The organism is Streptomyces sp. Tu6071 (assembly GCF_000213055.1).
GTDB lineage: Bacteria > Actinomycetota > Actinomycetes > Streptomycetales > Streptomycetaceae > Streptomyces > Streptomyces evansiae.
In genome coordinates, this window is record NZ_CM001165.1 from 2,469,965 (window position 1) to 2,493,156 (window position 23,192).

At 75.0% G+C, this 23,192-nt stretch carries 20 protein-coding genes and 1 pseudogene; 7 read left to right on the top strand and 14 right to left on the bottom strand.

Annotation, left to right across the window (positions count from 1 at the left end):
* Window positions 1–53: 53 nt before the first annotated feature.
* The 11 genes from STTU_RS09965 to STTU_RS10010 form a co-directional block, all read right to left on the bottom strand.
* Window positions 54–962 (bottom strand): spherulation-specific family 4 protein, encoded by a 909-nt coding sequence (locus STTU_RS09965; RefSeq protein ID WP_234019200.1) that lies wholly within the window; start codon window positions 960–962, stop codon window positions 54–56.
* A 202-nt stretch (window positions 963–1,164) separates the two neighbouring features.
* On the bottom strand, window positions 1,165–2,178 hold the full coding sequence (locus STTU_RS09970) for an NAD-dependent epimerase/dehydratase family protein (RefSeq protein WP_007822324.1): 1,014 nt from the start codon (window positions 2,176–2,178) through the stop codon (window positions 1,165–1,167).
* 118 nt (window positions 2,179–2,296) lie between these two features.
* On the bottom strand, window positions 2,297–3,514 hold the full coding sequence (locus STTU_RS09975) for a hypothetical protein (RefSeq protein WP_007822326.1): 1,218 nt from the start codon (window positions 3,512–3,514) through the stop codon (window positions 2,297–2,299).
* A gap of 20 nt (window positions 3,515–3,534) precedes the next feature.
* Window positions 3,535–5,742 carry a DUF3492 domain-containing protein gene (locus STTU_RS09980; RefSeq protein WP_007822332.1) on the bottom strand — a complete coding sequence of 736 codons (2,208 nt, stop codon included), beginning with the start codon at window positions 5,740–5,742 and terminating at the stop codon, window positions 3,535–3,537.
* Between the two features lie 380 nt (window positions 5,743–6,122).
* Window positions 6,123–7,766 (bottom strand): dipeptide ABC transporter ATP-binding protein, encoded by a 1,644-nt coding sequence (locus STTU_RS09985; RefSeq protein ID WP_043254717.1) that lies wholly within the window; start codon window positions 7,764–7,766, stop codon window positions 6,123–6,125.
* Window positions 7,763–8,752 carry an ABC transporter permease gene (locus STTU_RS09990; RefSeq protein ID WP_043254718.1) on the bottom strand — a complete coding sequence of 330 codons (990 nt, stop codon included), beginning with the start codon at window positions 8,750–8,752 and terminating at the stop codon, window positions 7,763–7,765. The genes STTU_RS09985 and STTU_RS09990 overlap by 4 nt, the downstream gene beginning before the upstream one ends.
* On the bottom strand, window positions 8,749–9,906 hold the full coding sequence (locus STTU_RS09995) for an ABC transporter permease (RefSeq protein ID WP_007822338.1): 1,158 nt from the start codon (window positions 9,904–9,906) through the stop codon (window positions 8,749–8,751). Before STTU_RS09995 ends, STTU_RS09990 begins: the two co-directional genes overlap by 4 nt.
* 120 nt (window positions 9,907–10,026) lie before the next feature.
* Complete coding sequence (locus tag STTU_RS10000; RefSeq protein ID WP_007822340.1) at window positions 10,027–11,796, bottom strand: ABC transporter substrate-binding protein; 1,770 nt, start codon at window positions 11,794–11,796, stop codon at window positions 10,027–10,029.
* Window positions 11,797–11,974: 178 nt separating this feature from the next.
* Window positions 11,975–12,067, bottom strand: coding sequence for an Ms4533A family Cys-rich leader peptide (locus tag STTU_RS36040; protein ID WP_010272445.1), 93 nt, complete (start codon window positions 12,065–12,067; stop codon window positions 11,975–11,977).
* Window positions 12,068–12,159: 92 nt separating this feature from the next.
* Entirely contained in the window at window positions 12,160–13,542 is a 1,383-nt protein-coding gene (locus STTU_RS10005; protein ID WP_007822344.1) for a DUF3152 domain-containing protein, read from the bottom strand.
* Between the two features lie 377 nt (window positions 13,543–13,919).
* The gene (locus tag STTU_RS10010; protein ID WP_007822346.1) at window positions 13,920–14,876 is read right to left on the bottom strand and encodes an alpha/beta fold hydrolase; all 957 of its coding nucleotides are present in this window, start codon (window positions 14,874–14,876) and stop codon (window positions 13,920–13,922) included.
* A 148-nt stretch (window positions 14,877–15,024) separates the two neighbouring features.
* Here STTU_RS10010 and STTU_RS10015 point away from each other — a divergent pair, with 148 nt between their 5' ends.
* The 4 genes from STTU_RS10015 to STTU_RS10030 all read left to right on the top strand — a co-directional run bounded on the left by STTU_RS10015 (window position 15,025) and on the right by STTU_RS10030 (window position 16,983).
* The gene (locus tag STTU_RS10015; protein ID WP_007822348.1) at window positions 15,025–15,207 is read left to right on the top strand and encodes a hypothetical protein; all 183 of its coding nucleotides are present in this window, start codon (window positions 15,025–15,027) and stop codon (window positions 15,205–15,207) included.
* A gap of 239 nt (window positions 15,208–15,446) precedes the next feature.
* Window positions 15,447–16,097: a TetR/AcrR family transcriptional regulator gene (locus STTU_RS10020; RefSeq protein ID WP_009068569.1), complete on the top strand. Its 651-nt coding sequence runs from the start codon at window positions 15,447–15,449 to the stop codon at window positions 16,095–16,097.
* 182 nt (window positions 16,098–16,279) lie between these two features.
* Window positions 16,280–16,507, top strand: coding sequence for a DUF3107 domain-containing protein (locus tag STTU_RS10025; RefSeq protein ID WP_007822359.1), 228 nt, complete (start codon window positions 16,280–16,282; stop codon window positions 16,505–16,507).
* Window positions 16,508–16,707: 200 nt separating this feature from the next.
* The gene (locus tag STTU_RS10030; RefSeq protein ID WP_007822361.1) at window positions 16,708–16,983 is read left to right on the top strand and encodes a hypothetical protein; all 276 of its coding nucleotides are present in this window, start codon (window positions 16,708–16,710) and stop codon (window positions 16,981–16,983) included.
* Window positions 16,984–17,165: 182 nt separating this feature from the next.
* On the opposite strand, the gene STTU_RS10035 is transcribed toward STTU_RS10030, so the two are convergent.
* Window positions 17,166–17,882: a ferritin-like fold-containing protein gene (locus STTU_RS10035; protein WP_007822363.1), complete on the bottom strand. Its 717-nt coding sequence runs from the start codon at window positions 17,880–17,882 to the stop codon at window positions 17,166–17,168.
* 351 nt (window positions 17,883–18,233) lie between these two features.
* Here STTU_RS10035 and STTU_RS10040 point away from each other — a divergent pair.
* Both STTU_RS10040 and STTU_RS10045 read left to right on the top strand, forming a co-directional pair.
* Window positions 18,234–19,980 (top strand): annotated as a pseudogene (locus STTU_RS10040) (DEAD/DEAH box helicase); the annotation flags it as partial.
* A gap of 155 nt (window positions 19,981–20,135) precedes the next feature.
* Window positions 20,136–20,996 carry an alpha/beta fold hydrolase gene (locus STTU_RS10045; protein ID WP_007822367.1) on the top strand — a complete coding sequence of 287 codons (861 nt, stop codon included), beginning with the start codon at window positions 20,136–20,138 and terminating at the stop codon, window positions 20,994–20,996.
* 56 nt (window positions 20,997–21,052) lie between these two features.
* On the opposite strand, the gene STTU_RS10050 is transcribed toward STTU_RS10045, so the two are convergent.
* Complete coding sequence (locus STTU_RS10050; RefSeq protein WP_007822369.1) at window positions 21,053–21,985, bottom strand: NYN domain-containing protein; 933 nt, start codon at window positions 21,983–21,985, stop codon at window positions 21,053–21,055.
* A gap of 312 nt (window positions 21,986–22,297) precedes the next feature.
* Between STTU_RS10050 and STTU_RS34895 the strand changes: the two genes are divergently transcribed.
* Complete coding sequence (locus STTU_RS34895; protein WP_008745760.1) at window positions 22,298–22,450, top strand: hypothetical protein; 153 nt, start codon at window positions 22,298–22,300, stop codon at window positions 22,448–22,450.
* 128 nt (window positions 22,451–22,578) lie between these two features.
* Here STTU_RS34895 and STTU_RS10055 read toward each other — a convergent pair whose 3' ends face one another.
* Window positions 22,579–23,184, bottom strand: a complete 606-nt coding sequence (locus STTU_RS10055) for a MarC family protein (RefSeq protein WP_007822374.1) — start codon at window positions 23,182–23,184, stop codon at window positions 22,579–22,581.
* Window positions 23,185–23,192: the final 8 nt, after the last annotated feature.

Here is a 23,192-nt window from a genome sequence, read left to right on the forward strand (position 1 = left end):
TTGGTCGGTTTTTCGGAAGACTGTTTCTGCCCGTAACAGTGCCATGCCGCTTTTCATTCCGAGACACCACGTCCGTTCCGCGAGACGATTTCGTCCCAGTAGCCGGGCAGTGCCGCGAATACCCCCATTTCGCCCTCCTCTTGGGGCTCGCGGGGGCGTCGGTCGGTGAGCAGTACGGTGCCCGCGCCCTGCCAGCGGGCGAGCCGCAGCGCCTCGTCGACGCGGGTCGCGGGGAGCGAGTGGACGAGGTGGCAGAAGCGGTCGGCGGGAAGGTCCGCGGTCCACTCGGGGGGCCGCGACCAGCGGTAGCGGCTCCAGGGCCCGGCGAAGGTGACGAGTTGCGCGGCGAGGTCCGCGTAGCCGGGGTGCGGGTGGACGCCGTGGCCGAGGACGACGTGGGCCGGGCCGAGGGCCCGTACCCGGGCGAGCAGGCTCGTGACGGCGGGGAGCCGGCCCGCGTCGGACGGGCAGCGGCGCACGTAGTAGCCGTCGACGCGGTACCAGTCGCGCCAGGCGCGGGCCTGCGCGAGGACGAGGTGCGGGTTGGCCGCCCCGTGGGCGAGGTCGAGCCGCCCGAGGACGAGCGCGGCCCCGGGCCCGCGCCGCCTGCGCGCGTTGCTGATCCGCCCGGCGGCGAGCAGGCAGTCGGGGTCGGGCCGCTGTCCGGGGCCGTTGTCCACGTCGAGGACCGCCCAGTGGACACCCGCGTCCGCGCGCAGCGGTTCCGCCCACTCCCCCGGCGCGAGCAGCGGGTGCGGCAGCGCGGGCAGGGCGAGGCGCACGCGGGCGGCAGCGGCGGCGGGGTCCGGCGGGACGCCGGGGAGGGCGCGCCGGGGAGCCCCGCCGGGAAGGACGCGGCCGGGCGCCCCGGCGGGTGGCGGTCCCTCGGCGCGGGAGGCGGCGGCGCCCGGGAGAGGTACCGCCCCGGCGGCCTGTCCCCCGTTCCCCGGTCCCTTCCGCACCGGCCCGCCCCCGGGCACCCGCTCGCCCCCGCCCCCGTCCCCGGGCTCCGCAGATACGATTCGGCGCCTGCCGTGGCCGAGCGACGCCCGTGGTTCTTTCTTCACGCGACCGCCCCCTCCCCCGGGGCGGAGCCACCGGCGCGCGCGCCGTCGTGGTCCCGCCCCGGGGCAGCGGTCCGGCCCGTGCGGTCAGCCGGGCCGGTCACATCCGGCATGCCGCCTCCATCCAGATGTCCGCGAGGGATTCCTCCAGGTTGATGCGGGGGCGCCAGCCGAGCCGGTCGCGGGCGGTGCGCACGTCGGCCTGCTGCCAGGGGCCGCAGCCGTCGGGGTAGGGGTGGGGGGCGGCGGGCGCCGAGAGGGTGTGGTCGGAGTCGCCGCGCGGGTGCCCGATCGCGGGGCGGAGCGGGCCGTGGCCGCCGTGGTGCTCGCGGATCGGGAGCCCCGGGCCGAAGCCGGGGGGCGAGTCGAGTTCGTGGAGGGTGCCGTTGAACCCGGCGACGCGGGCGAGGATGCTCGCCGCCTCGCGCAGCCGTACCGCACGGCCCGAGCCGATGTTGACGACGCCCTGCGCGGCCGAGAGCGAGGCCGCGTGGACGGCGCGCGCGACGTCCCGCACGTCGACGAAGTCGCGCTGCACCCCGAGCCCGCCGAGCTTCAGCTCGGTGTCCCCGGACTGCATGGCGCGCCGCATCGCCTCGGCGAGCCGCCCGAGCGGGGACCCGGCGGGCGTGCCGGGGCCGACGGGCGAGAAGACGCGCAGGACGACGGCGTCGAGCCCGGAGCCGAGGACGAGTTCGGTCGCGGCGAGCTTGCTGACGCCGTACGGGCCGCCGGGGCGGGGCACCGCGTCCTCGGCGGTCGAGGAGCCGGGCTGGCTCGGCCCGTACTCGGCCCCGCAGCCGAGCTGGACGAGGCGCGCGCCGCAGCCGCTGCGCCGCAGCGCCTCGCAGATCGTGGCGACGGCGACGGTGTTGTGCCGGGTCAGGTCGCGCGCGCCGCCCCGTACCGTCCCCGCGCAGTTGACGACGACGCCGGGGTGGACGGCGTCGAAGAAGCGGGTGAGCGCTCCGGGGCTGCCGGTGGCGAGGTCGAAGCGGACGTCCGCGTCGTCGCCGCGGCCGAGGACGGTGAGCTGGACGGCCGGGTCGGCGAGGAGGCGGTCGGCGACGAAGCGGCCGAGGTAGCCGCCGGCTCCGATCAGCAGAACCCTCATCGGGCACCTCCGGTGGTGGTGAGGGTGGGGGTCATGGCGCGTTCTCCTTCGGGCGTGGTGCCGTGGGTCGGTTCGGCCCGCGGTGTCGGCTCCGCGGGAGGGGGGAAAGGCTGAGGGGTCACCGGGGTGCGCCCGGCGTCTCCGCGGCGGCCTTCGCGTGCGCGGAGGCGCGGGAGAGGGCGGGGACGGTGCGGACGAGGAGCGTGAGGACCGCGAGCGAGCAGGCCAGCGCGGGGACGGCTCCCGTGCCGCCGAGGGCGGTGAGGCGTTCCACGGGGGTGGCGAGCGCGGCGGCGCCCGGGAGCCGCGAGGCGAAGAGCGAGGCGAGGGCGAGGAACTGCCCGGCGCAGGCGATGAGGAGCGCCGCCCGCGCGGCCTCGGCCCTGCCGTGCTGGACCATGAGGCGGGCGAGCAGCAGGAGCGCGCCGAGACTCCCGGCCGAGAGGAGCCCGGTGGCCTGGTGCAGGGTCGCGGCGCTCACGCCGAGGAGGCCCCACAGGGTGCACAGGTAGAGCGCGAAGAGCGCGAGCAGGAGCGGCCACACGGCGGCGGCGAAGTCGTCGAGACTGCGGCTGCTGCCGAGGCGCCGTCCGGCGCCGCGCCGGAAGGCGCGCACGCACGCGGCGGCAGGCACGAGCGAGGCGAGCAGCGCGAGCAGCGGCGCGGTGCGCGGGGCCCAGGAGCCGTCGGGGCCGCCGCTGATCGCCTGGGAGATGAGCCCTTCGCCGTAGAGCGCGGCGGCGAGGAGGAGCAGGACGTACGCGACGGTGCCGGGCGCGGCGGGGAAGCGGCTGCCGAGCGGGCCCCGGCGCAGGCAGGCGCGGAGGGCGAGGAGGACGGCGATGCCCGTCGCGGCGGCGAGCGCGAGGCGGGGCCTGCCCGCCGTGTGCGGCCAGGCGGCGAGCCCGGCCGCCGCGAGAACGGCGGGGAGCGGGAGGAGGAACAGGCGGGCGAGGGCGCGGGGGCCGCGGGCGCGGGGCGTGGCGGGGGGCGCGTGGAGTTCGGCGGCGGCGTGGTCCTCGGTGTGCGGGACGCGGGCGTACATCTCCTCGGCAAGGGCGAAGACGTCGCGGTGGCGGTAGGCGCGCGCGGTCCGCTCGGTGACGCCGCGCGCTTCGAGCCCGGCGGCGATCTCCAGCGGGTCGACGGCGTCGGCGCACAGGTCGTGGTGGATGAGCATGAGGCTCTTGACGGGGTCCACGGCGGGGGCCTGGGCGGCGGGCGGCGGGCCCGGGTCGGCGGACGGCTCGGGGGCCGGGGCCGCGGGGTCCGGGCCGGGCGACCCCTGCCGCCCGCCCTCGGCCGTACCCGTGTGCGGGCGGGTCGGGCTGCTCATCGGGTGGCCTCCAGGGCGCGTCATCGGGTGGCCTCCAGGGCGCGCCCGGTCGTGGTCAGGTCGCGGGCGGCCCGGGACGGGGTGCGGGCGCCGGGGACGAGGGTCTCGGCGCGCGGTCCGGGGAGCGCGGAGGGTGCCGCGGTGAGGCCGTCGTAGATCGCGCGGAAGGCGGCGGTGTTCTGCTCGACGGTGAAGAGTTCGAGGGCGCGGGCGCGGGCCGCCGCGCCGAGCAGGGCGCGGTGCTCGGGGTCGCGGAGCAGCCCGAGGCAGGCGGCGGCGAGCGCGGCGGGCTCGCGGGGCGGGACGACGACGCCGGTGCCGCCGACGACTTCGAGCACGGCGCCGACATCGGTGGAGACGGTGGCGCGGGCGCAGAACATGGCCTCGACGAGGCTGATGGGGAAGCCTTCGACGGTGCTGGAGAGGACGACGGCGTCGGCGCCCGCGTACACCTCGGCGAGGTCGAGAGCGGCGCCGGGCGCGGACCCGGACGGGGAGCCGGACCCGGACTCGCGCTCGCGCTCGCACTCGGACCCGGAATCGGACTCGGCCCCGAAATCTGGCTCGGCCCCGGAATCGGACACGGGCCCGGAGTCGGCCCCGGGCTCCGCGCCGCCGCTCTGCGGGTCGAGGTCGAGGTCGAAGCGGACCGGGCAGGGGCGTCCCGCGGGGTCGGCCGGGAAGAGTTCGGCGGTGAGGGCGCGGCAGGAGTCGAGGTAGGCGCGGGCCGCGTCGTCCTCGGCGGTGCCGACGAGCCGCAGTGTGGCGCGCGGCTCGGCCTCGTGCACCGTCGTGAAGGCGCGCAGGAGCGTGTGCAGGTCCTTGGCGGGCTCGATCCGTCCGACCCACACGAGGTCCCAGCCGCTGCGCGGCGCGTTCTCGTCGGTGGGCGGGGCGGGCCGGGGCGCGGCGTCAGCGCGCGCGAAGGCCCGCCCGAGCACGGGCGCGCGCCGCTCCCCCGCGCCCTCGTACGGCCGGGGGCGCCCGCCGAGCGGTTCGACCTCGCCCGGCACGTAGGCGATCCGCACCTCGACGGCGTCGGCGGAGCCCGCGTCGGCGGCGGTCTCGTCGCCCAGGGGCCCGGCGCCCGGCGCCCGTACGGGGGCGGGGCCGCCGGTACGTACCGGCGCCGCGCCCCGCGCCCGCGCGGACTCGCCGCCGTGCGTGCCGCTCGGCGAGGCTCCCGCGACGCCCGCGAAACGCTCCGCGTCCATGCCCGGGTAGACCGTGCGGAGCTTCGCGGGGTCGGCGCCGCAGCGTTCCTGCCAGCGGCGGGCGTGGGCGTTGCCCGGGGTGATGAGGGACGCGGCGCGGTAGACGTCGGCGGCGAGGGCGCGGTGGAAGCCGCCGAGCACGGCGCGGACGGGGGCGCCGAGGGTGCGGGCGGTGGTCGCCTCGTCCTCGTCGAGGTGGCGGGCGCCGTCGAGGTAGAGGGTGCGCAGCCGGACGCCGTACTCGGTGACGAGGAGCGGGACGCCGTGGAGGTGGTGGGCGAGGAGCCCCGGGAGCGCGGCGATGCCGCCCGTCGTGGCGTGGCACAGGCCGACGCCGCCGAGTCCGTCCTCGTCGTACCAGTCGAGGGCGAGCGGGCGCAGCGCGCGTTCGAGGAGGTCGGCGATGAGGAGGAGGTCGGGGACGCGGGCACGGCGCGCGGCGGGGACGGCGCCCGTCGCGCGGCAGGCCGCCTCAAGGACGCGCACGGCGGCCTCGGAGCGCAGCAGTCCGGAGAGCGGGCCGTGGTCCTGGGCGAGCGCGGTGAGGCCGAGCAGGGCCTCGGTGAAGGGACTCGTCGGGGGCGGGGCGGGCGCGGGGGACGCGCCGGGCGACGGCGAGGCGGCGGCGATCCCGGCGAGCGCGGTGAGGCCGAGGAGGCCGCCCGGGGCCTTCGCCCGGCTCTGCGCGGAGGGCGCGGGGAGCGCGGGCGCGGGCGGGGCCGTCGCCGCGCACGCGGTCGTCGCGAGCGCCGCGAAGTGCTCCAGCGTCTCGCGGCGCACGCGGCGGCCGGGACGCGGCCACTCCTCGGGCGCGTCCCACAGCGCGGCGGTGCGGACCCGGTGGACGTGCTCGGGCAGGCGGACCCAGCCGAGGTCCTCCTGACGGCTGCCGCGGCTGAAGGCGTAGATGTCGAACGCGTAGGTGTCGAGACCGCGCACGAGGCGGTCGCACCAGAGTCTCGCCTCGCCGTTGACGTACGGATAGCCGCCGTCGGTCAGCAGTCCTATGCGCACGGGCGCGCACCCCCGATCTCCCGGTCACGGGGCCGCCCTTCGGTCGGCGACCCACAGCGGGACGAAGGTATGCGCAGGTATGGGTGGTCCGGCGGACGGTTGTCCGTCGGACCACCGGAAGGGGTGAAGAGTCGTAACCAATCCCGGGCGGGGGCGTTTTAGGGCGCGAAAGCGGGCTTACGTGCGCGCGAGGCCCCCCGGGCGCCCCCGTCGGGGCGCGCGGGGTTGCTCCGTTCGGCGGCGTACCGACGGCGTGCGCCGCGGGCGTCCGGAGCCGTACTCCCGCAGGCGTCCGGAGCCGGACTCCCGCGGGCCTCCGGAGCCGGACTCCCGCGGGCCTCCGGAGCCGAAGCGCGAAGAGCCTCCGCCGCCGTGCGCCGTCACACTCCGGCGGGCGCCGCCCGCCCCGACTCCGCGCGCGCCGCGCGCCGCCGGGCCCGCCGCTCCGCCGCGTCCGCCGGGTCCAGGACGGGGACGGCGTCGACGAGGCGGCGCGTGTACGGGTCGGCGGGGTGCGTGTAGACGCGTTCCACCGGGCCCTCCTCGACGAGCTTGCCCGCGCGCAGGACGAGGACGCGTTCGCTGACCTGGCGGACGACGGCGAGGTCGTGGGCGACGAAGACGAGGGCGAGGCCGAGTTCCTGGCGCAGTTCGTCGAGCAGCGCCACGACCTGCGCCTGGGTCGTGACGTCGAGCGCCGAGACGGCCTCGTCGGCGAGGAGGACGGCGGGTTCGGGGGCGAGGGCGCGGGCGATGCCGACGCGCTGGCGCTGGCCGCCGCTGAACTCGTGCGGGTAGCGGTCGTAGTGGGCGGGGTCGAGCCCGACGCGGGTGAGGAGGGCGTCGACGCGGGCGCGGAGGGCGCTTTCGTCGCGGTCGCCCCGGGCGCGCAGCGGGTCGGCGATCGACTCGCCGATGCTGCGGCGCGGGTTGAGCGAGGAGGCGGGGTCCTGGAAGACCATCTGCACGGCGGGGCGGCGCCCGTCGCGGGCCGCCGCCGCGCCCCCGTAGGCGACGGTGCCCGCGCTCGGTTCGAGGAGCCCGACGAGCATGCGCCCGAGGGTCGTCTTGCCGCTGCCGCTCTCTCCGACGATGCCGACGCTCTCGCCGGGCCGCACGGTGAGCGAGACGCCGTCGAGCGCGGTGACGGCGCGCGGCCCGCGCCCGTAGACCTTGGTCAACTCCCGTGCTGTGACGAGGGGTTCGCCCTCGAAGGCGAGGCTGCGGGCCGGGGGCCCGTCGAGTCGCGGGACGGCGCCGAGCAGGGCGCGCGTGTACGGCGCGCGCGGCGCGCCCAGCACCTCGCGCACCGGCCCGCGCTCCTCGACGCGCCCCTGCTTCATGACGAGGACGTCGTCGACGCTGCCCGCCGCGACCCCCACGTCGTGCGTGACGAGGACGAGCCCGAGCCCTTCGTCGGTGCGCAGTTCGTGGAGGAGGTCCAGGATCTGGGCCTGCACGGTGACGTCGAGCGCGGTCGTGGGCTCGTCCGCGACGAGGAGGCGCGGCTCGCAGGCGAGGGCCATCGCGATGAGCGCGCGCTGCCGCATCCCGCCGCTGAACTCGTGCGGCCTGGAGCGGGCGCGCCGGGCGGCGTCGGGGATGCCGACGCGGTCGAGGACGTCGACGGCGCGGGCGCGCGCGGCCCGCCGCGAGGCGCCGCTGTGCAGCCGGTGCACCTCGGCGATCTGGTCGCCGATGGCGTGGTACGGGTCGAGCGAGGAGAGCGGGTCCTGGAAGACCATGGCGACGCTCCCGCCGCGCAGCCGCCGCAGTTCGCGCTCGGGGGCGGTGAGCACGTCGGTCCCGGCGAGGCGCACGCTGCCGCCGACCCGGGCGCCCGTCCCCCGGTGGAGGTCGAGGAGGGCGTACGCGGTCGCGCTCTTGCCGGACCCGGACTCCCCCACGATGCCGAGCGCGCCCCCGGCGCGGAGGCTGAAGGAGACGTGGTCGACGGCGCGCAGCGATCCGAAGTCGACGGTGAGGTCGCGGACTTCGAGCAGAAGCTCATCGGAAACGGTCATGCGAGGGTCACCCGTCGGTCGGCCACCACGTACAGGACGTCCGCGACGGCGTTGGCCAGGACTACGAAGAAGCCGATCACCAGGACGGCGCCGACGACGACCGGCAGGTCGGAGACCTGCACGGCCTGGACGAGCGCGCGGCCGAGCCCGGGGATGCCGAAGAGGGATTCGGTGAGGGTCGCGCCGCCGAACATCGTGCCCACGTCGAGCGCGCTCATCGCGATGACGGGCGCGAGGGCGCCGCGCAGCGCGTGCCGCACGACGAGGGAGCGCTCGCTGACGCCGTAGGCGCGGAAGGTGCGCACGTGGTCCTCGGCGAGGGTCTCCAGCATCGCGCCGCGCGTGAGCCGCGCGTACTTCGCGGACTCGATGAGCGCGAGCGAGAACCAGGGCAGGACGAGGTTCCACGCCCACTGCTCGGGGTCCTGCCCGAAGGGCACGTACGTCGGGAAGGGCAGCCACTGGAGCGTGGAGCAGAAGACGATGATGAGCACGAGCCCGATGACGAAGACGGGCGTCGCGGTCCCGGCGAGCGTGATGCCGGTGAGGACGCGCTCGGTGGGCCGTCCGCGCCGCCAGGCGGAGAGGATGCCCGTCCCGACGCCGAGGACCAGCCACAGCACGAAGGCGCCGACGACGAGCGAGCCCGAGACGGGCAGCTTGTCCGCGATGAGCGTCGTGACGGGCTGCCCGCTGCGGTACGACATGCCGAGGCAGGGCGCGCCGCAGTGCTCGCTGCCCGTCCCCGTCGAGTAGTCGCGGCCGGCGAAGATGCCCTGGAGGAAGTGCCAGTACTGGGCCCACACGGGGTCGCCGAGCCCGAGCCTGTCGTGGACCTGCGCGACCTGCGCGGGCGAGCAGCGCGGGCCGCAGATGGTCTGGGCGACGTTCCCCGGGATGACGTAGAAGAGCGCGTAGACGAGGGCGGAGAGGAGGAGCAGGACGAGGAGCGCGCCGATGAGGCGCCGGAGCAGGAAGCGGGTCATCGGGCGTCACCTTCGTCGTCGCGCGGGGCGGGCACGGGGGCCTGCGCGCCGGTACGGGGCTCGGCCGGGCTCCCCGCGCCGGTGGGAGCCGCGCTCCCCGCGCCGGTGCCGGGACCGGCCGCGCTCTCCGCGCCGGTACGGGCCTGTGCCGCGCTCTTCGCGCGCTCGCCGCGCAGCCGCCCGCGCAGCTTCCGCGTGCCCGTCGCGAGCCGGGACTCGGCGCGCGGGTCGAGCGCCGTGCGCACGCCCTCGCCGAACACGGTGAGCGAGAGGACGGTGAGGAAGAGCAGCCCGGCGGGCAGCAGCAGGTAGGTGGGCGCGGCCTGGTACCACGTGTTGGCGTCGGTGATCATCTGGCCCCACGAGGGGGTCGGCGGGATGATGCCGACGCCGAGGAAGGAGAGCCCGGCCTCGGTGATGATGTTGCCGGGGAAGAGCAGCACGGTGTAGCCGATGACGGGCGCGGCGAGCGAGGGCAGCAGTTCGCGGCGCGCGATGCGCCACGTGCTCCAGCCGCTCAGGCGTGCCGCCGCGACGTGGTCGAGCGCGGCGAGCGACTTGGCCTGCGCGCGGACGATGCGCGAGGTCCCGGTCCACCCGATGAGGCCCATGATGAGCGCGAGCAGCACGGCGCGGGGCAGGAAGCCGGGGGCCACGGCGAGCAGCGCGAGGGCGAGGATGTTCATCGGCAGGGCGACGGTGATGTCCGTGACGCGGCTGATGAGCTGGTCGACCAGCTTGTTGCCGAGCGCCGCCGCGAGGCCGAGCACGACGCCGAGGATGACCTGGAGCGTCGTGGCGAAGAAGGCGATGCCGAGCGAGACGCGGGCGCCGTAGACGAGGCGTGCGAAGAGGTCGCGGCCCGTCTGCGGTTCGACGCCGAGCCAGTGGCCGCCGCTCACGCCGCCGAAGGAGCCGATCGGGACGCCGCCGGTCGCGGAGTCGACGAGCGAGGGGTGGTACGTCGTCGGGTCCTGGCCTTCGAGCGCGGTGAGCAGCGGGGCGAGGACGGCGACGAGGACGAGGAGGAGGACGACGCCCGCGGCGAGGAGCGCCGAGCGGCGGGCGCGCAGGCGTCGCCAGAAGGTGCGGGCCCCGGGCGCGGGCCCGGCGGGGGCCCCGCCGCCACCGGCGGTGAGGAGTGCTTCGGACATGGTGAGGGGTACCGCCGTGGGGAGGGGGGTGGACCGGGTGTGCCCGGGGGTGGGGAGGGACGGGGCGGGGGGCGGTACGCGACCGGTCGCCCCGGTCCCGTACCGCCCCCGTGCGCGCCGCTACTTGACCGCGACCTGCGAGATGTCGAGCACGCCGGTCCAGTCGCTGATCACGACGTTCTTGACGGCGGTGCCGACGAGCCGCTTGTAGACGGGGTGGAAGAGCGGCACGGTGAGGGCCTGCTCGCCGATCTTCTTGTCCAGCGCGCCCCAGCGCTTCGCGGCCTCGTCGAGGTCGGTGACCTTGTTGATCTCGTCGATCTCCTTGTTCACCGCGGGGTCGTTCAGGCGGCCGGAGTTGAAGTTGTAGCCGTCCTCGACGATCTGGCGGCCGTCGAAGATCGGGCCGAGGAAGGGCCCGCCGGAGGGCCAGTCGGCTCCCCACCCGGCGAGGAAGGCGCCGGGCTCGGTCTTCACGCTGTAGACGGTGTCGCTGTAGTCGCTCGATTCGAGGCCCTTGAGCCTGACCTTGACACCGGCCTTGGCGAGGGCGTCCTGGAGGGCGGTCGCGACCTCGGGGCTCGTCGCGAAGTTCTTCGCGTTGTTGTGGTAGAGCGTGATCGTGAGGCCCTTGCCGTAACCTGCCTCCTTCAGCAGCTCCTTGGCCTTTTGCGGGTTGCCGCTGTCCCCGGCCGGGAAGGGGTCGTACTTCGTGTAGCCGAAGGACTTCTGGTCGGGCAGGAAGGTCGTGGCGGGCTCGGCGAGCGCGGAGCCGCCCGCGGCGTTGACGACGGAGGTGCGGTTGACGGCGTAGGCGATGGCCTCGCGGACCTTCGGGTTGTCGAAGGGCTTCACCTTCGGGTTGAAGGCGAGGTAGTTCGTGTAGCCGAAGTGCCCGGTGCCGACGCGCGAGGCGAGCTTCTTGTCGCCGGTGACCTTGGCGAGTTCGGCGGGGCCGAGGTTGGTGTCGGTCGTGATCGCGGCGGCGTCCTTGCCGACACTGGCCGAAAGCCGCTGGTTGATGACGGCGGAGTCGAGCCCGGAGCGGACGTCGATCTTGTCGGGGTACGCCTTGCGCTGGTCGTCGTTGCCCGCGGACCACTGGGTGTTGCGCGCGAGGGTGATGCGCTCGCCGTCGTTCTCGTTCGAGACGACCTTGTACGGGCCCGAGGAGACGGGGTGGCTCTCGTACTTCGTGCCGGTGTCCTTCTTCTTCGGCACGGGCGCGAACTGCGTCTGCGTGGCGAGGAAGGGGAACTCGCCCTCGGGCTTGTTCAGATGGAAGACGATCGTGAGGTCGTCCGGCGTCTCGATCGAGTCGAGGCCCTTGCCCTTGTCCTTGTACGGGCCCTGGTAGTCCGCTCCGCCGATGAGCCAGTCGCGCAGGTACGGGGCGCCGCCGGACAGCTCGCCCGCGAAGGAGCGCTCGATGCCGTACTTGATGTCGGCGCTCGTGATGGGCGAGCCGTCCTCGTACTTCAGGCCCTTCTTGAGGTGGTACGTCCACACCGTGGCGTTCTTGCTCGGGGTCCCGGTGTCCGTCGCGAGGTCGGGGACGACCTTGGAGCCGGCGGCGCCGTTCTCGCGGGCGCGCGTCGTGAGGGTGCGGAAGACGAGCGAGGGGATGTTGCCGCCGCCGGAGGTGTAGAGCCGGGCGGGGTCGAAGTCGGTGGTGGGCTGCGCGTTGAGGACGGTGAGGGTGCCGCCCTTGTGCGGGGCGCCGCTCGCCCCCGTGGCACCGCCCTTGGCCGGGCCGGAGGAGGCGGAGTCGCTGTCGTCCGGGCCGCAGGCGGCGAGGCCCCCGGCGAGGACGAGGCTCACGACGAGCGCGGCGGTCCCGCGCGTACGGACGGATCTGCGGGCGGAGCCGGGCAGGGGGGAACGGGACATGCGGAATTCCTTGAACGGGCGGCACGCACGACGGGCCGGAGTGGGGGCGCTCCGGGGGTGCGGGGAAGGCGCGCGTCCTGGGAAAAGGGGCTGGCGACAGGGGTGCGACCCGGAGCGTTGCGAGAGACACCGACGCGGGGCCGAGGAGGAGAACGGCGGGCGTCGGGGGAACGCGGGGTCAGAGACAGATGATGTCGGCCACGCACAGCGCGGTGACACCGATGAGCGCGAGCTCAAAGGCGTACTGCGGCGTGATGCGGGCGTTCGACATGCGCAAAAATATGATCGATACACGGACAGGTGTCAAAGCGAGACCGGTCACATTCGGACCCCGACCGGCCTCGCGCCCCGTCTGTCGTTCCGTCAGTTCTTGGGGTAGGGCCAGGGGTTGGGCAGGCAGGTGATGCCGTCGTGGTCGAGGAATTTCGTCTGCTGCTGCATGACCGGCGCGAGCTGTCCGTCCTGGGTGCAGCTCACGTGGTTGTGCCCGAGCCGGTGGCCGACCTCGTGGTTGATGAGCATCTGCCGGTACGGGTGGATCGCGTCGCCGTACGTCGTCGAGCCCTGCGCCCAGCGGTAGGCGTTGATCATGACGCGGGGGGTCGCCGCGGAGTCGCACGAGACGTTGTCGACGGTCGTGTCGAGCCCGGACTTGGCGCACCAGTCGGCGGTCGTCCCCGGGCTCGCGAGGGTCACGACGAAATCGGGCTGCCCCTCGGAGATCCGCTGGAAGGCGCGCTGGCGCTGGTGGGCCCAGCTCCGGTCGTCGTTGAGGGTCTTCTGCACGGCGTCGGCGAAGAGCTGCCCGTCGAGCTTGAGGCCGTCCTCGACGTCGACGCGGTAGCTCAGCAGTCGCGCGCCCTGGCGCGGGGCCCGCGCGCTGCCCGGGACGGTCGTGAAGGTCCCGGGCCCCTTGGCGTCGGCGGCGAGCGGGTACGTGCGGCCCATCAGCTCGTCGTACGTGGGCGGGGCGGAGGGCGAGGGGCGCTCGCTGGGCACGGACCGCTTGGCGTCCACGGAGGGCGGCGCGGCCTGCGTCTTCGCGTCGAGCGACGTCGCGCCGTCGTGGTGCTGCCCGGAGACGGCGACCGCGAGGCCGAGCGTGAGCGCGGCGGCGCAGGCCCCGGCGAGGAGCCGCCCCTTGTGCCCGCCGCGACCGGCCCCGGCGGTGCGCGCGGGGCCGTCGCCCTCCCCGTCCCCGCCGTCGCCGTCCCCGGCCTTCGCGCCCTCCGCGTCCGGGGTGGCGGCGCCGGGGGGCGGCGGGGTCCTGGTACGGGGCGTGAAGAGGTCGACGTCGTCCTCGTCGTCCGTGCCGGGCCGCGCGCCCTCGGCGCGGGCGGGGGCGGCGGGCGTCGCGGGGGCGCCGAAGGGCCGGTCGAAGGCGTCGAGGTAGTCGCGCCGGGGTCCGTCGTCCGGCGCGTCCTCTCGCTCCCCGCCGCCGAGCAGTCCCTCGCTCACGCCGGGCCGCGCGGGCTCGGCGGCCTCGGGGTGCGGGCCGCGCACGTGGGGTGCGGGGGTGCGGGCGGGGGGCAGCGGCTGGCGGAACTCCGGCCCCTCGGCCGCCGCGCGCGGCGCGGGTGGCTGGGCGCGCGGCGCGGGGGCGTCCTGAGGGCGCGGCGCCGCGCCCGGGGCGCCCTGGGCCGGGACCTCGCGGGCTCTCGCGCGGGCGGCATCGGGGGACGGCGGGGCGGAGGCCGCGCCCGGCGTACGGTCCTGCGGGTTCGGCGGACGGCGGTGTCGTCCCACGCGGTCCCTCGGCTTCCTGTCTCGCGCTGTCGTCTCGCTGTGTTCCGGTCGCTGTGTTCCGGTCGCTGTGTTCCGGACCCGGGCGTCCCGGGCCCCGGTGCTCCGGGCCGGTGGCGTTCCGGTTCCGGCATCGGCGCCCGGCCCCGGCGTCGCCGCCCGGCGTTCCGTACCCGGCCTGCGGCCCCTTCGCGGAGCGCGCCCCTCCCCGCAACCTACGCGCTCGCCCCGGGCGGCGTCCGCGCCGTACGAGGCAGTGTGCGCGCGGCACGGGGGCAGGGTCCGCGCCGCTCGGGGCAACGTAGCCGCCGCACGGGGCGAAGTCGCCGTATTCGCGGAAAGCGGCCCCTACCGGGCAGGGAGCACGCTACCCGCCGTTCTCAGTCGTCCCGCCCGTTCCGTCTCACGTGCGTACGGATCGCGTCCGCGACGGTCTCGGGGTATTCCATCATCGCGACGTGGCCCGCCTCGGGCAGGGTCAGCAGCCGGGAATCACGGAACGACCTGGCCGCCTTGCGGGCCATGCGGTACGAGACGAGCTGGTCACGGGCGCCGTAGACGAGGAGCGTGGGCGCGAGGACGCGTTCGGCCTGGCGCCACAGATTGTGCTGCCCGCCGAGCGTGTACGCGTTGACGATCGCGCGCGCGGAGCGGGTCATCGCGTCCCAGAAGTACGGGAGCGTCAGGCGCCGTTCCATCTCGGCGACCGCCTGCCGGAACCCGGCCTCGTCGACGCGCCGGGGATCGCCGTAGCAGAGCGCGAGCACGCCGCGCACCCGGTCCTCGGCGGTCCAGTCCCGCGAGATGCGGTGGAAGAGCGCGGTGACGCCGGGGACGGCGAGCAGCCCGGTGGGCACGGCGCTGCGCTGCACCCGTATCTCCGGGAGGGCGGGCGAGACGAGCGTGAGGGTGCGGACGAGGTCGGGGCGCGCGGCGGCCACTCGGGTGACGATGGCGCCGCCCATCGAGTTGCCGACGAGGTGCACGGGGCCGCGCCCGCGCGCCTCCAGGAGCGCGACGACGGAGCGGGCCTGCGCCGAGATGCCGTAGTCGCCGTCGTCGGGCGGCGGGGAGTCCCCGAAACCCGGCAGGTCGAGCGCCTCGCCCTCCAGGTCCTCGCGCAGCAGCCGCAGCAGCGCGGACCAGTTGAGCGAGGAGCCGCCGAGCCCGTGCACGTACAGGGCCGGGGGCAGTCCCTCGCGCGGGGGCGGCACGGAGCGCACGGCGAGCGTGCGGCCCGGCAGGTGGCGGGTGCGCAGCTCCTCGCCCGGGGCGACAGGGACGGGGCTCACCCGGGGTTCGGCGGCGGCGGGCAGGGAAGACGGTTCCGGGGACACGCGGCCATGTTACGAGAGGGTCACGCGCGGGGAGCCTGTGCGGGCGGTCACACCGGGGTACGGAGGCGACGTACCCTGACAAACAGGACGAGGGCCGCGGTCCGTGCTCCGTCCGCTCCGTGTCACCCGGGCCCGAAAGGCGAGTGCCATGACGATCGATCCGCAGGAACCGCGAGCCGAGGAGCCTCCGGCGGACCCGGAGGAGCCCGAGACCTTCGAGGGCGAGGAGGAGCACCCCTCGCTGGAGCGCAAGGACCACGAGGCGGTGGACGAGGCGGACCACGCGGAGCAGGAACTCGTCGTCGAGGAGGACGAGGAGGAGTACCGCTGACCGCCCGGCGCGACCGCCCGCGCCCGCTCCGGCGGCACCGCGTCGGCGCCCCCGGGCGGGCCCCGTACCGCCGTACCTCCGCCAAACCCGTCTCTATCGTCCCGACACGGCCGTGACCAGCACAAAGCCCGTGTCCGCCTGGTGAAAAGCTGCCGCAGGGCGCGCACAGGGCGGTTACCGAAAAGTACGATGGCGGGCGCGGGCACCGTTCCGTGAAGGCAACGAACCTGGGAGGCGGCGTGAGCGCCATCGAGCAGACAGAGGCAGCGCGCCCGAGGGGCACCCGGCTGCCGCGCCGCGCGCGCCGGAACCAGCTCCTCGGCGCGGCGCAGGAGGTCTTCGTCGCGCAGGGCTACCACGCGGCGGCGATGGACGACATCGCCGAGCGCGCCGGGGTGAGCAAGCCGGTCCTCTACCAGCACTTCCCCGGGAAGCTCGACCTGTACCTCGCGCTGCTCGACCAGCACTGCGAGGCGTTGCTCCAGGCGGTGCGCGCGGCGCTCGCCTCGACGACGGACAACAAGCAGCGCGTGCAGGCGACGATGGACGCCTACTTCGGCTACGTCGAGGACGACGGCGGCGCCTTCCGGCTCGTCTTCGAGTCGGACCTGACCAACGAGCCCGCGGTGCGCGAGCGCGTGGACCGGGTAACGGCGCAGTGCGCGGAGGCGATCTGCGACGTCATCGCGGAGGACACGGGCCTCTCGCGCGACGAGTCGATGCTGCTCGCCTCCGGGCTCGGCGGCCTCGCGCAGGTCGTGGCCCGCTCCTGGCTGCACAGCGACCGCAGCGTGCCGCGCGACACGGCGGTCCAGTTGCTCGCCTCGCTCGCCTGGCGCGGCATCGCGGGCTTCCCGCTGTACGGGAGCGAGCAGGCGCAGGGCGACTGAGGCGGGCACCCGGCGACCGGGCGGCGCGGGCACGGCGGTGCCCGCCCCGTACGGCGCCGCCTCGCGCGTGTTCGCTCAGGGCGTGCCGGGCTCCGCTCAGCGGGGTCCCCTCGCCGGGCTAATGTGGGGCGCGTACGGCGCGCTGTGTCGCGCACATCGGTGACCGTCGGAGGGACATAGCCGTGGAGGTCAAGATCGGGGTGCAGCACGCGCCGCGCGAGATCGTTGTCGAGAGCGGGCAGAGCGCCGACGAGGTCGAGAAGGCCGTGGCCGACGCGCTCGGGGGCACGTCCCCGCTGCTGAGCCTGGAGGACGACAAGGGCCGCAAGATCCTCGTCCCCGCCGCGAAGCTCGCGTACGTGGAGATCGGCGAGTCCGCTCCCCGCAAGGTCGGCTTCGGCGTGGCCTGAGCCCGCGCCGCCCGGCCGTCCGGGCGCCGAGGAGGCGGTCCCCGCGGGGGGCCGCCTCTTTTCGTGCGCGCGGGCCGGGCGGTCTCCGCCCGCCGGGCGACCTCCCGAACCCGCGTTCACCGGCGACCGGCGGGGTTGTGGCGGCGGGGCGGGGGTAGGACGGCTTCGACCGAATTGACCGTCGATGCCGGGAGGACCGCATGATCGTGGAAGCGCTGGGGGCCGCCGTGCTCGGTCTCGTGCTCGCCGCCGTGGCCCTGCGCCGGTTGCCGGGGCGGCTGCCGCACCAGGCGCTGGTGTACGCGACGGGCGGGGTGGGCGGGCTCTTCGGCGCCTTCGTGGCGCACAGCTCCCTCGGCCCCGGCCACCGGCCGCTGAGCCTCCTCGCGGCGACCGCCGTCACGGCGGCGCTGCTCTCGCTGCTGCCCCGGCCCGAGAGCTTCCCGGAACGACCGCGCGAGCGCGTCACCGCCTGAGCGGCACCCGCCGCCGGGGCGCGTACGAGCCGCCGCCCCCGTACGGGCTCCCCCGTGCCGCCGGAAAATGGCCGGAAACCGTCAGCGGGCGAAGCCGTCGGGCCCCGCCCCGAGTCCCGCCGTCCCGGCGCGTCGCTCCGGCACCCGGTCCCGACGCCGCCCCGTCGGCCGGGCGGCCGGGCTCAGGAGGCCAGGCCCAGCGCCGCCATCCGCTTCGTGTGCGCCTCCGTGATCCGCGAGAACATCCGGCCCACCTCCGCGAGGTCGAAGCCGTCCGCCAGCCCGCCGACGAGCATCGTCGAGAGGGCGTCGCGGTCCGCCACGACCCGCTGCGCCTGCGAGAGGGCCTCGCCCATCAGGCGCCGCGCCCACAGCGCGAGGCGGCCCCCGACGCGCGGGTCCGCCTCGATCGCGGCGCGCACCTTCTCGACGGCGAAGTCCGCGTGCCCCGTGTCGGCGAGGACGGTGAGGACGAGGTCCTTCGTGTCCGTGTCGAGGCGCACCGCGACCTCGCGGTAGAAGTCGCTCGCGATCGAGTCGCCCACGTACGCCTTGACCAGCCCCTCCAGCCAGTCCGAGGGCGCCGTCTGCTGGTGGAAGGCGTCGAGCGCGGTCGCGAAGGGCTGCATCGCCTCGGCGGGCTCGGCGTCGATCTCGGTGAGCCGGTCGCGCAGCTTCTCGAAGTGGTGGAACTCGGCGGAGGCCATCTTGGCCAGCTCCGCCTTGTCCTTGAGGCCCGGGGCGAGCTTGGCGTCCTCGGCGAGGCGCTCGAAGGCGGCCAGCTCGCCGTAGGCGAGGGCGCCGAGGAGGTCGACGACCGCGTCCCTGTAGTGCGGCTCGGCGGAGCTCGCGGCCCAGTCGCGGGCGGTGGTCGCGGCGGCGGTGTCTGACGTCTCCATGACCGCACAATAGCCCGCGCCGGGGACCGCGCACCCGTGCGGCCGACAGGTGTGATGACCACTACGTGTGGCCTTGAACCGACACGCCTGCGGGCTTTGGGGGTATGGTGGTAAAGGAGCCCGCCGAATATGTCCATGTGTTCAGCGGGTGTACCGAGGATGCCCGGTCGGTGGCCCGATCGGCTCCGACCCGACAGCCCTCCCGGCCGCCCGCGCGTTTCGCGCGTACGGCTTCCGAGGGGCCCTCAGCGGTATGAGCGCTGTGAGCGTGGGCAGAGGTCCCGCGACGCGACCCGGCCGGCCCGTCCCCGTTACAGCGGCCGGCGGTCCGCGGCACGGTCAAGACCCCTCATGTTCCCTCGTACCGCCTTAACGAAGAGGCAACATCCTGACTACGCAGACTTTTCGGGACCTGGGGATTCTCCCCGAGACGGCCGAGGCGCTGGAAGCCGTCGGCATCGTCTCCCCCTTTCCCATCCAGTCACTGACCCTGCCCGTCGCCCTGTCCGGCTCCGATGTGATCGGCCAGGCCAAGACCGGGACCGGCAAGACGCTCGGCTTCGGCCTCCCGCTCCTGGAGCGGGTGACCGTCGCCGCCGACGTCGAGGCCGGCCGCGCGACCCCGGACAAGCTCAGCGAGGCGCCGCAGGCCCTCGTCGTCGTGCCCACCCGCGAGCTGTGCACGCAGGTGACCAACGACCTCCAGACCGCCGGCAAGGTGCGCGACGTCCGCGTCCTCGCCATATACGGGGGCCGTGCCTACGAGCCGCAGGTCGAGGCGCTCAAGAAGGGCGTCGACGTCGTCGTCGGCACCCCGGGCCGTCTCCTCGACCTCGCCGGTCAGCGCAAGCTCGACCTCAGCAAGGTGCGGGCCCTCGTGCTCGACGAGGCCGACGAGATGCTCGACCTCGGCTTCCTGCCCGACGTCGAGAAGATCGTCGCCATGCTGCCCGTGAAGCGGCAGACGATGCTCTTCTCGGCGACGATGCCGGGCGCCGTCGTCTCCCTCGCGCGCCGCTACATGTCGCAGCCCACGCACATCAACGCGACCTCGCCCGACGACGAGGGCGCCACCGTCGCCAACACCGAGCAGCACGTCTTCCGCGCGCACTCGATGGACAAGCCCGAGATGGTCGCGCGCATCCTCCAGGCCGAGGGCCGCGGGCTCGTGATGATCTTCTGCCGGACCAAGCGCACGGCCGCCGACATCTCCGAGCAGCTCCAGCGCCGCGGCTTCGCCGCCGGGGCGGTGCACGGCGACCTCGGCCAGGGCGCGCGCGAGCAGGCCCTGCGGGCCTTCCGCAACGGCAAGGTCGACGTGCTCGTGTGCACCGACGTCGCCGCGCGCGGCATCGACGTCGAGGGCGTCACGCACGTCATCAACTACCAGACGCCCGAGGACGAGAAGACCTACCTGCACCGCATCGGCCGTACGGGTCGCGCGGGCCGCTCCGGTACGGCCGTCACGCTCGTCGACTGGGACGACATCCCGCGCTGGCAGCTCATCAACAAGGCGCTCGGCCTCGGCTTCCCCGACCCCGCCGAGACGTACTCGACCTCGCCGCACCTCTTCGAGGAACTGAGGATCCCGGCGGGCACGAAGGGTGTCCTGCCGCGCAGCGAGCGCACCCGCGCGGGCCTGGACGCCGAGCAGGTCGAGGACCTGGGCGAGACGGGCGGTCGCGGCAAGCGCGGTGCCGCCCCGGCCGGTGGTCGCGGCGGCACCCGTACGGAGGACCCCAAAAACTCCCGTCCGCAGGAGAAGGCCGCCGAGGAGCGCGAGCCCCGCGCCCCGCGCCGCCGTCGTCGCACCCGCAACGGCGAGCCGGTCACGGCTGCCACGGGCGAGCAGGGCGCCGAGGCGCCCGCGGCCGGTGACGGCGCCGACGACGCGCCGCGCAAGCCGCGCCGCCGCCGTACCCGCTCCGCCGCCACCGCCGTCGCCCGCTCGGGTGCCGAGGTGCCGGAGCAGAAGCGGACGGCCGAGCCGGTCGCGACCGCGGCTGCCCCGGCGGAGTCCGGTGAGGGCACGGGCGCCGCGCGCAAGCCGCGCCGCCGCACGCGTACGCGCCGCCCCGCGGCCGAGACCGCCGAGGACTGACGGTGCCGACCGGGAGACCGGTCGACGGCTGAACCCGCGTTGCCGACCCCGGGACCTGCGACAAGGTCCCGGGGTCGCGCGCTGTCCACGCCCCCGCGCCCCTCGCGGGCGGGCCCGCGACAAGCCCCGCGCGGCCCGCTAGCCTCCGTCTCATGAGCAGGCCGCCCACCTTCGTCCCCCCGCCCGGCACCGACCGCCTCACGGTCCCGACCGCGCGCGGGGAGTTCGCCGCGCTCGCGAGCGGCGACGCGCGGGCACCCGTGGCGCTGCTGCTGCCCGGCTTCACGGGGAGCAAGGAGGACTTCCTGCCGCTCCTGCCCGCGCTCGGCGCCGGGGGCTACCGCGTCGTCTCCGTCGACGGCAGGGGGCAGTACGAGACCGAGGGTCCCGAGTCGCCCGAGGCGTACGCGCCCGAGGAGCTCGCCGCCGACGTGCGCGCGCTCGCGCGGGCGCTCGGCGGGCGCGCCCACCTGCTCGGGCACTCGCTCGGCGGGCTCATCTCGCGCGCCGCCGTCATCGCCGAGCCCGCCCTCTTCGTGAGCCTCACGATCATGTCCGCCGGGCCCGCGGCGACCTCCCAGGGGCAGATCGAGAAGCTCGCGCTGCTCTCGCAGGCGCTCGGCGCGATGGAGAAGGGCGCCGTGTGGGAGGCCATGGCGGCGCTGGAGTCCCCCGAGGCCGCCGAGGCCGCCGCGCGCCCGGCCACCGAGCGGGACCGCCGGCTGCGGGAGCGGTGGCTCCGTACCCGTACCGTGCAACTCCTCACCACCGGGAAGCAGTTGGCGACCGAGCCGGACCGGGTCGAGGAGCTGGCCGCGAGCGGGGTGCCGGTGCACGTCGTGTCGGGCGAGAGCGACGACACGTGGCCGGTCGAGTGGCTGGACGCGATGGCGCTGCGGCTCGGGGCGCCGAGGACCCGGGTCGCGGGCGCGGGGCACTCCCCCAACACGGACCGCCCGAAGGAGACGGCGGAGGCCCTGCTCGCCTTCTGGGACGCGCACCCGGCGGAGTGAGGACCCGGGCCCCGGGGGGGTGAGGCCGCGGCCCCGGAGCGCCGCGGCCCCGCCCCTCAGCCCCGCGGTCCCGCTTCCGGCGCGCTGTCCGGGGTCGGGAAGAGGGTCCTCACGTGCTCCCAGAAGCCGTCGCGCAGGGCGCGGCGCAGGTCGGGCTGGGCGCGCAGGGAGTACTGGAGGAGCGCCTCGGCCTCGATGAGGAGGTCCTGGTCGACCGGGCCGGGGAGGTAGGGCCCGGGGAGGAGCGCCGCGAGGGTCTCGGGGCCCTTGGTGCTGTACCAGGTGGCGGCGACGCGCTTGCCGACGAAGTGGACGTCGTCCCAGGTGGGACGGGGGACGACGGCGTCGTCGAAGGTGACGACGGTGCGGCGGACCGCGTACGGCTTGAGGAAGGCGAGGTCGAGCGTGCGCTGCGTGTCGACCTCCCACAGGAGCGGGTCGGCCTGGTTGCGCAGGCCCTCGGGCGCCTCGATGCCCCACAGGTGGACGCGCGCGCCGAAGTCCTGCGCGGCCTCGACGGCGGGGACGAGGTCCTCGTCGCCGCCGAGGAGGACGGCGTCGCCGATGGCGCGGTGGCGGGCGAGGGATTCGAGGTCGCCGCGGATGAGGGAGTCCACGCCCTTCTGCTGGTTGTTGGCGTTGAGGTTGCCGAGGCGGACCTTGACGTCGGGCAGCTCGGCGATGGACTGTTGTTCGGCGGTGTGGATGCGGCGCCTGGCGCCGTCGTACCAGTAGACGCGCAGGAGTCTGCTGTGCGGGAAGACGTGGCTCGCGCAGTCGACGAGCGCGTCGATCAGGCCCTGGGCATCGAGTTCGAAGCCCTTGCGGTCCTCCGTGCCCGTGACGAGCCGGCCCGCCGCCGCGTAGAGATATCCGGCGTCGACGAAGATCGCGTGGGTCGCGGCTCCGGCGAGTTCCCCCGCGATCTGGGCGAGGAGCCGGTCGATGCGGTCGAGTCGGGCGCCGATGTCCACGGATTCCTGGTTCATAGGGGGCTCATTGTCCCGACCGGCGCGGGGCGCGCACAACCGCGCGGGGCGGCGCGCAGGTGTGCGGGGGAGCGAGGAGAGCGGGTGGCACCGCCTGTCAAGTCCTTAGGGCGTTGAATGTTTTCCTTAGCCAAGGGAATGTTTGCTCAGGGCAACTCGTTGTACCCATTCGGAGCGGGGGTACCCCAGTCTCGCAATCCACTCGTAACGGACGGGCAACGCCCCGTGCCGGATACGGGGGCGACACTGGGTAGCAGACCCTCGCATCACAGTTCTCCTTTGGAGGATCACCCGGACGAAGGGAGAAGCCCCATGCGCTTCGAGATCATGCGCCTCGACGACGTGACCGGTTCCGCAATGGACAGCACGATCGTGGACGCGGCCTCCGTCAACCGGATCGTTCAGCAGGCGGCCGAGATCGGTCAGCGGCTCTACATCCGCCCGGCAGAGGCTCCGGCTTCGTAACGCCGTTTCCGCGACGGCCTCCGCACGGCCGCCGCATCTTTGATGATGACTCAGGGCCCCCGCCCGGCGAACGCCGGACGGGGGCCCTCGTGCGTACCGCTCCCGGCGTCCTTGCCGCGCGGGACGGCTCACGCGCCCTTGATGACCTGCGTGATCCCGTTGATGATCTGCTGGACCGCGATCGCGGAGAGCATCATGCCCGCGAGGCGGGTCACGAGGACGACGCCGCCGTCCTTGATGACGCGGATGATGACGAGCGAGTACCGCATCGTCGCCCACAGCACGAGGTGCATGGCGAGGATCGCGCACCACACCGAGATCTGCGTGCTCACCGAGTCGGCGTGCTGCACGGCGAGGATGACGGAGACGATCGCGCCGGGGCCGGCGAGGAGCGGCATGCCGAGCGGGACGAGGGCGACGTTGACGTCCTTGGTCTGCTGGGGCTCGTCGGTCTTGCCGGTGAGCAGGTCGAGCGCGATGAGGAGCAGGAGCAGCCCGCCCGCGATCATCAGCGCGGGCACCGAGACGTGCAGGTAGTCGAGGATCTGCTGCCCGAGGATGCCGAAGACGACGATGACGCCGAAGGCGACGCACACCGCCTGGAAGGCCATGTGGCGCTGCATCTTGGCGGGGCGCCCGGCGGTGAGGGCGAGGAAGATCGGCGTGATCCCGGGCGGGTCCATGATCACGAAGAGGGTCAGGAAGAGCGAGCCGAAGACGGCGAAGTCGAACACGTGGGGCC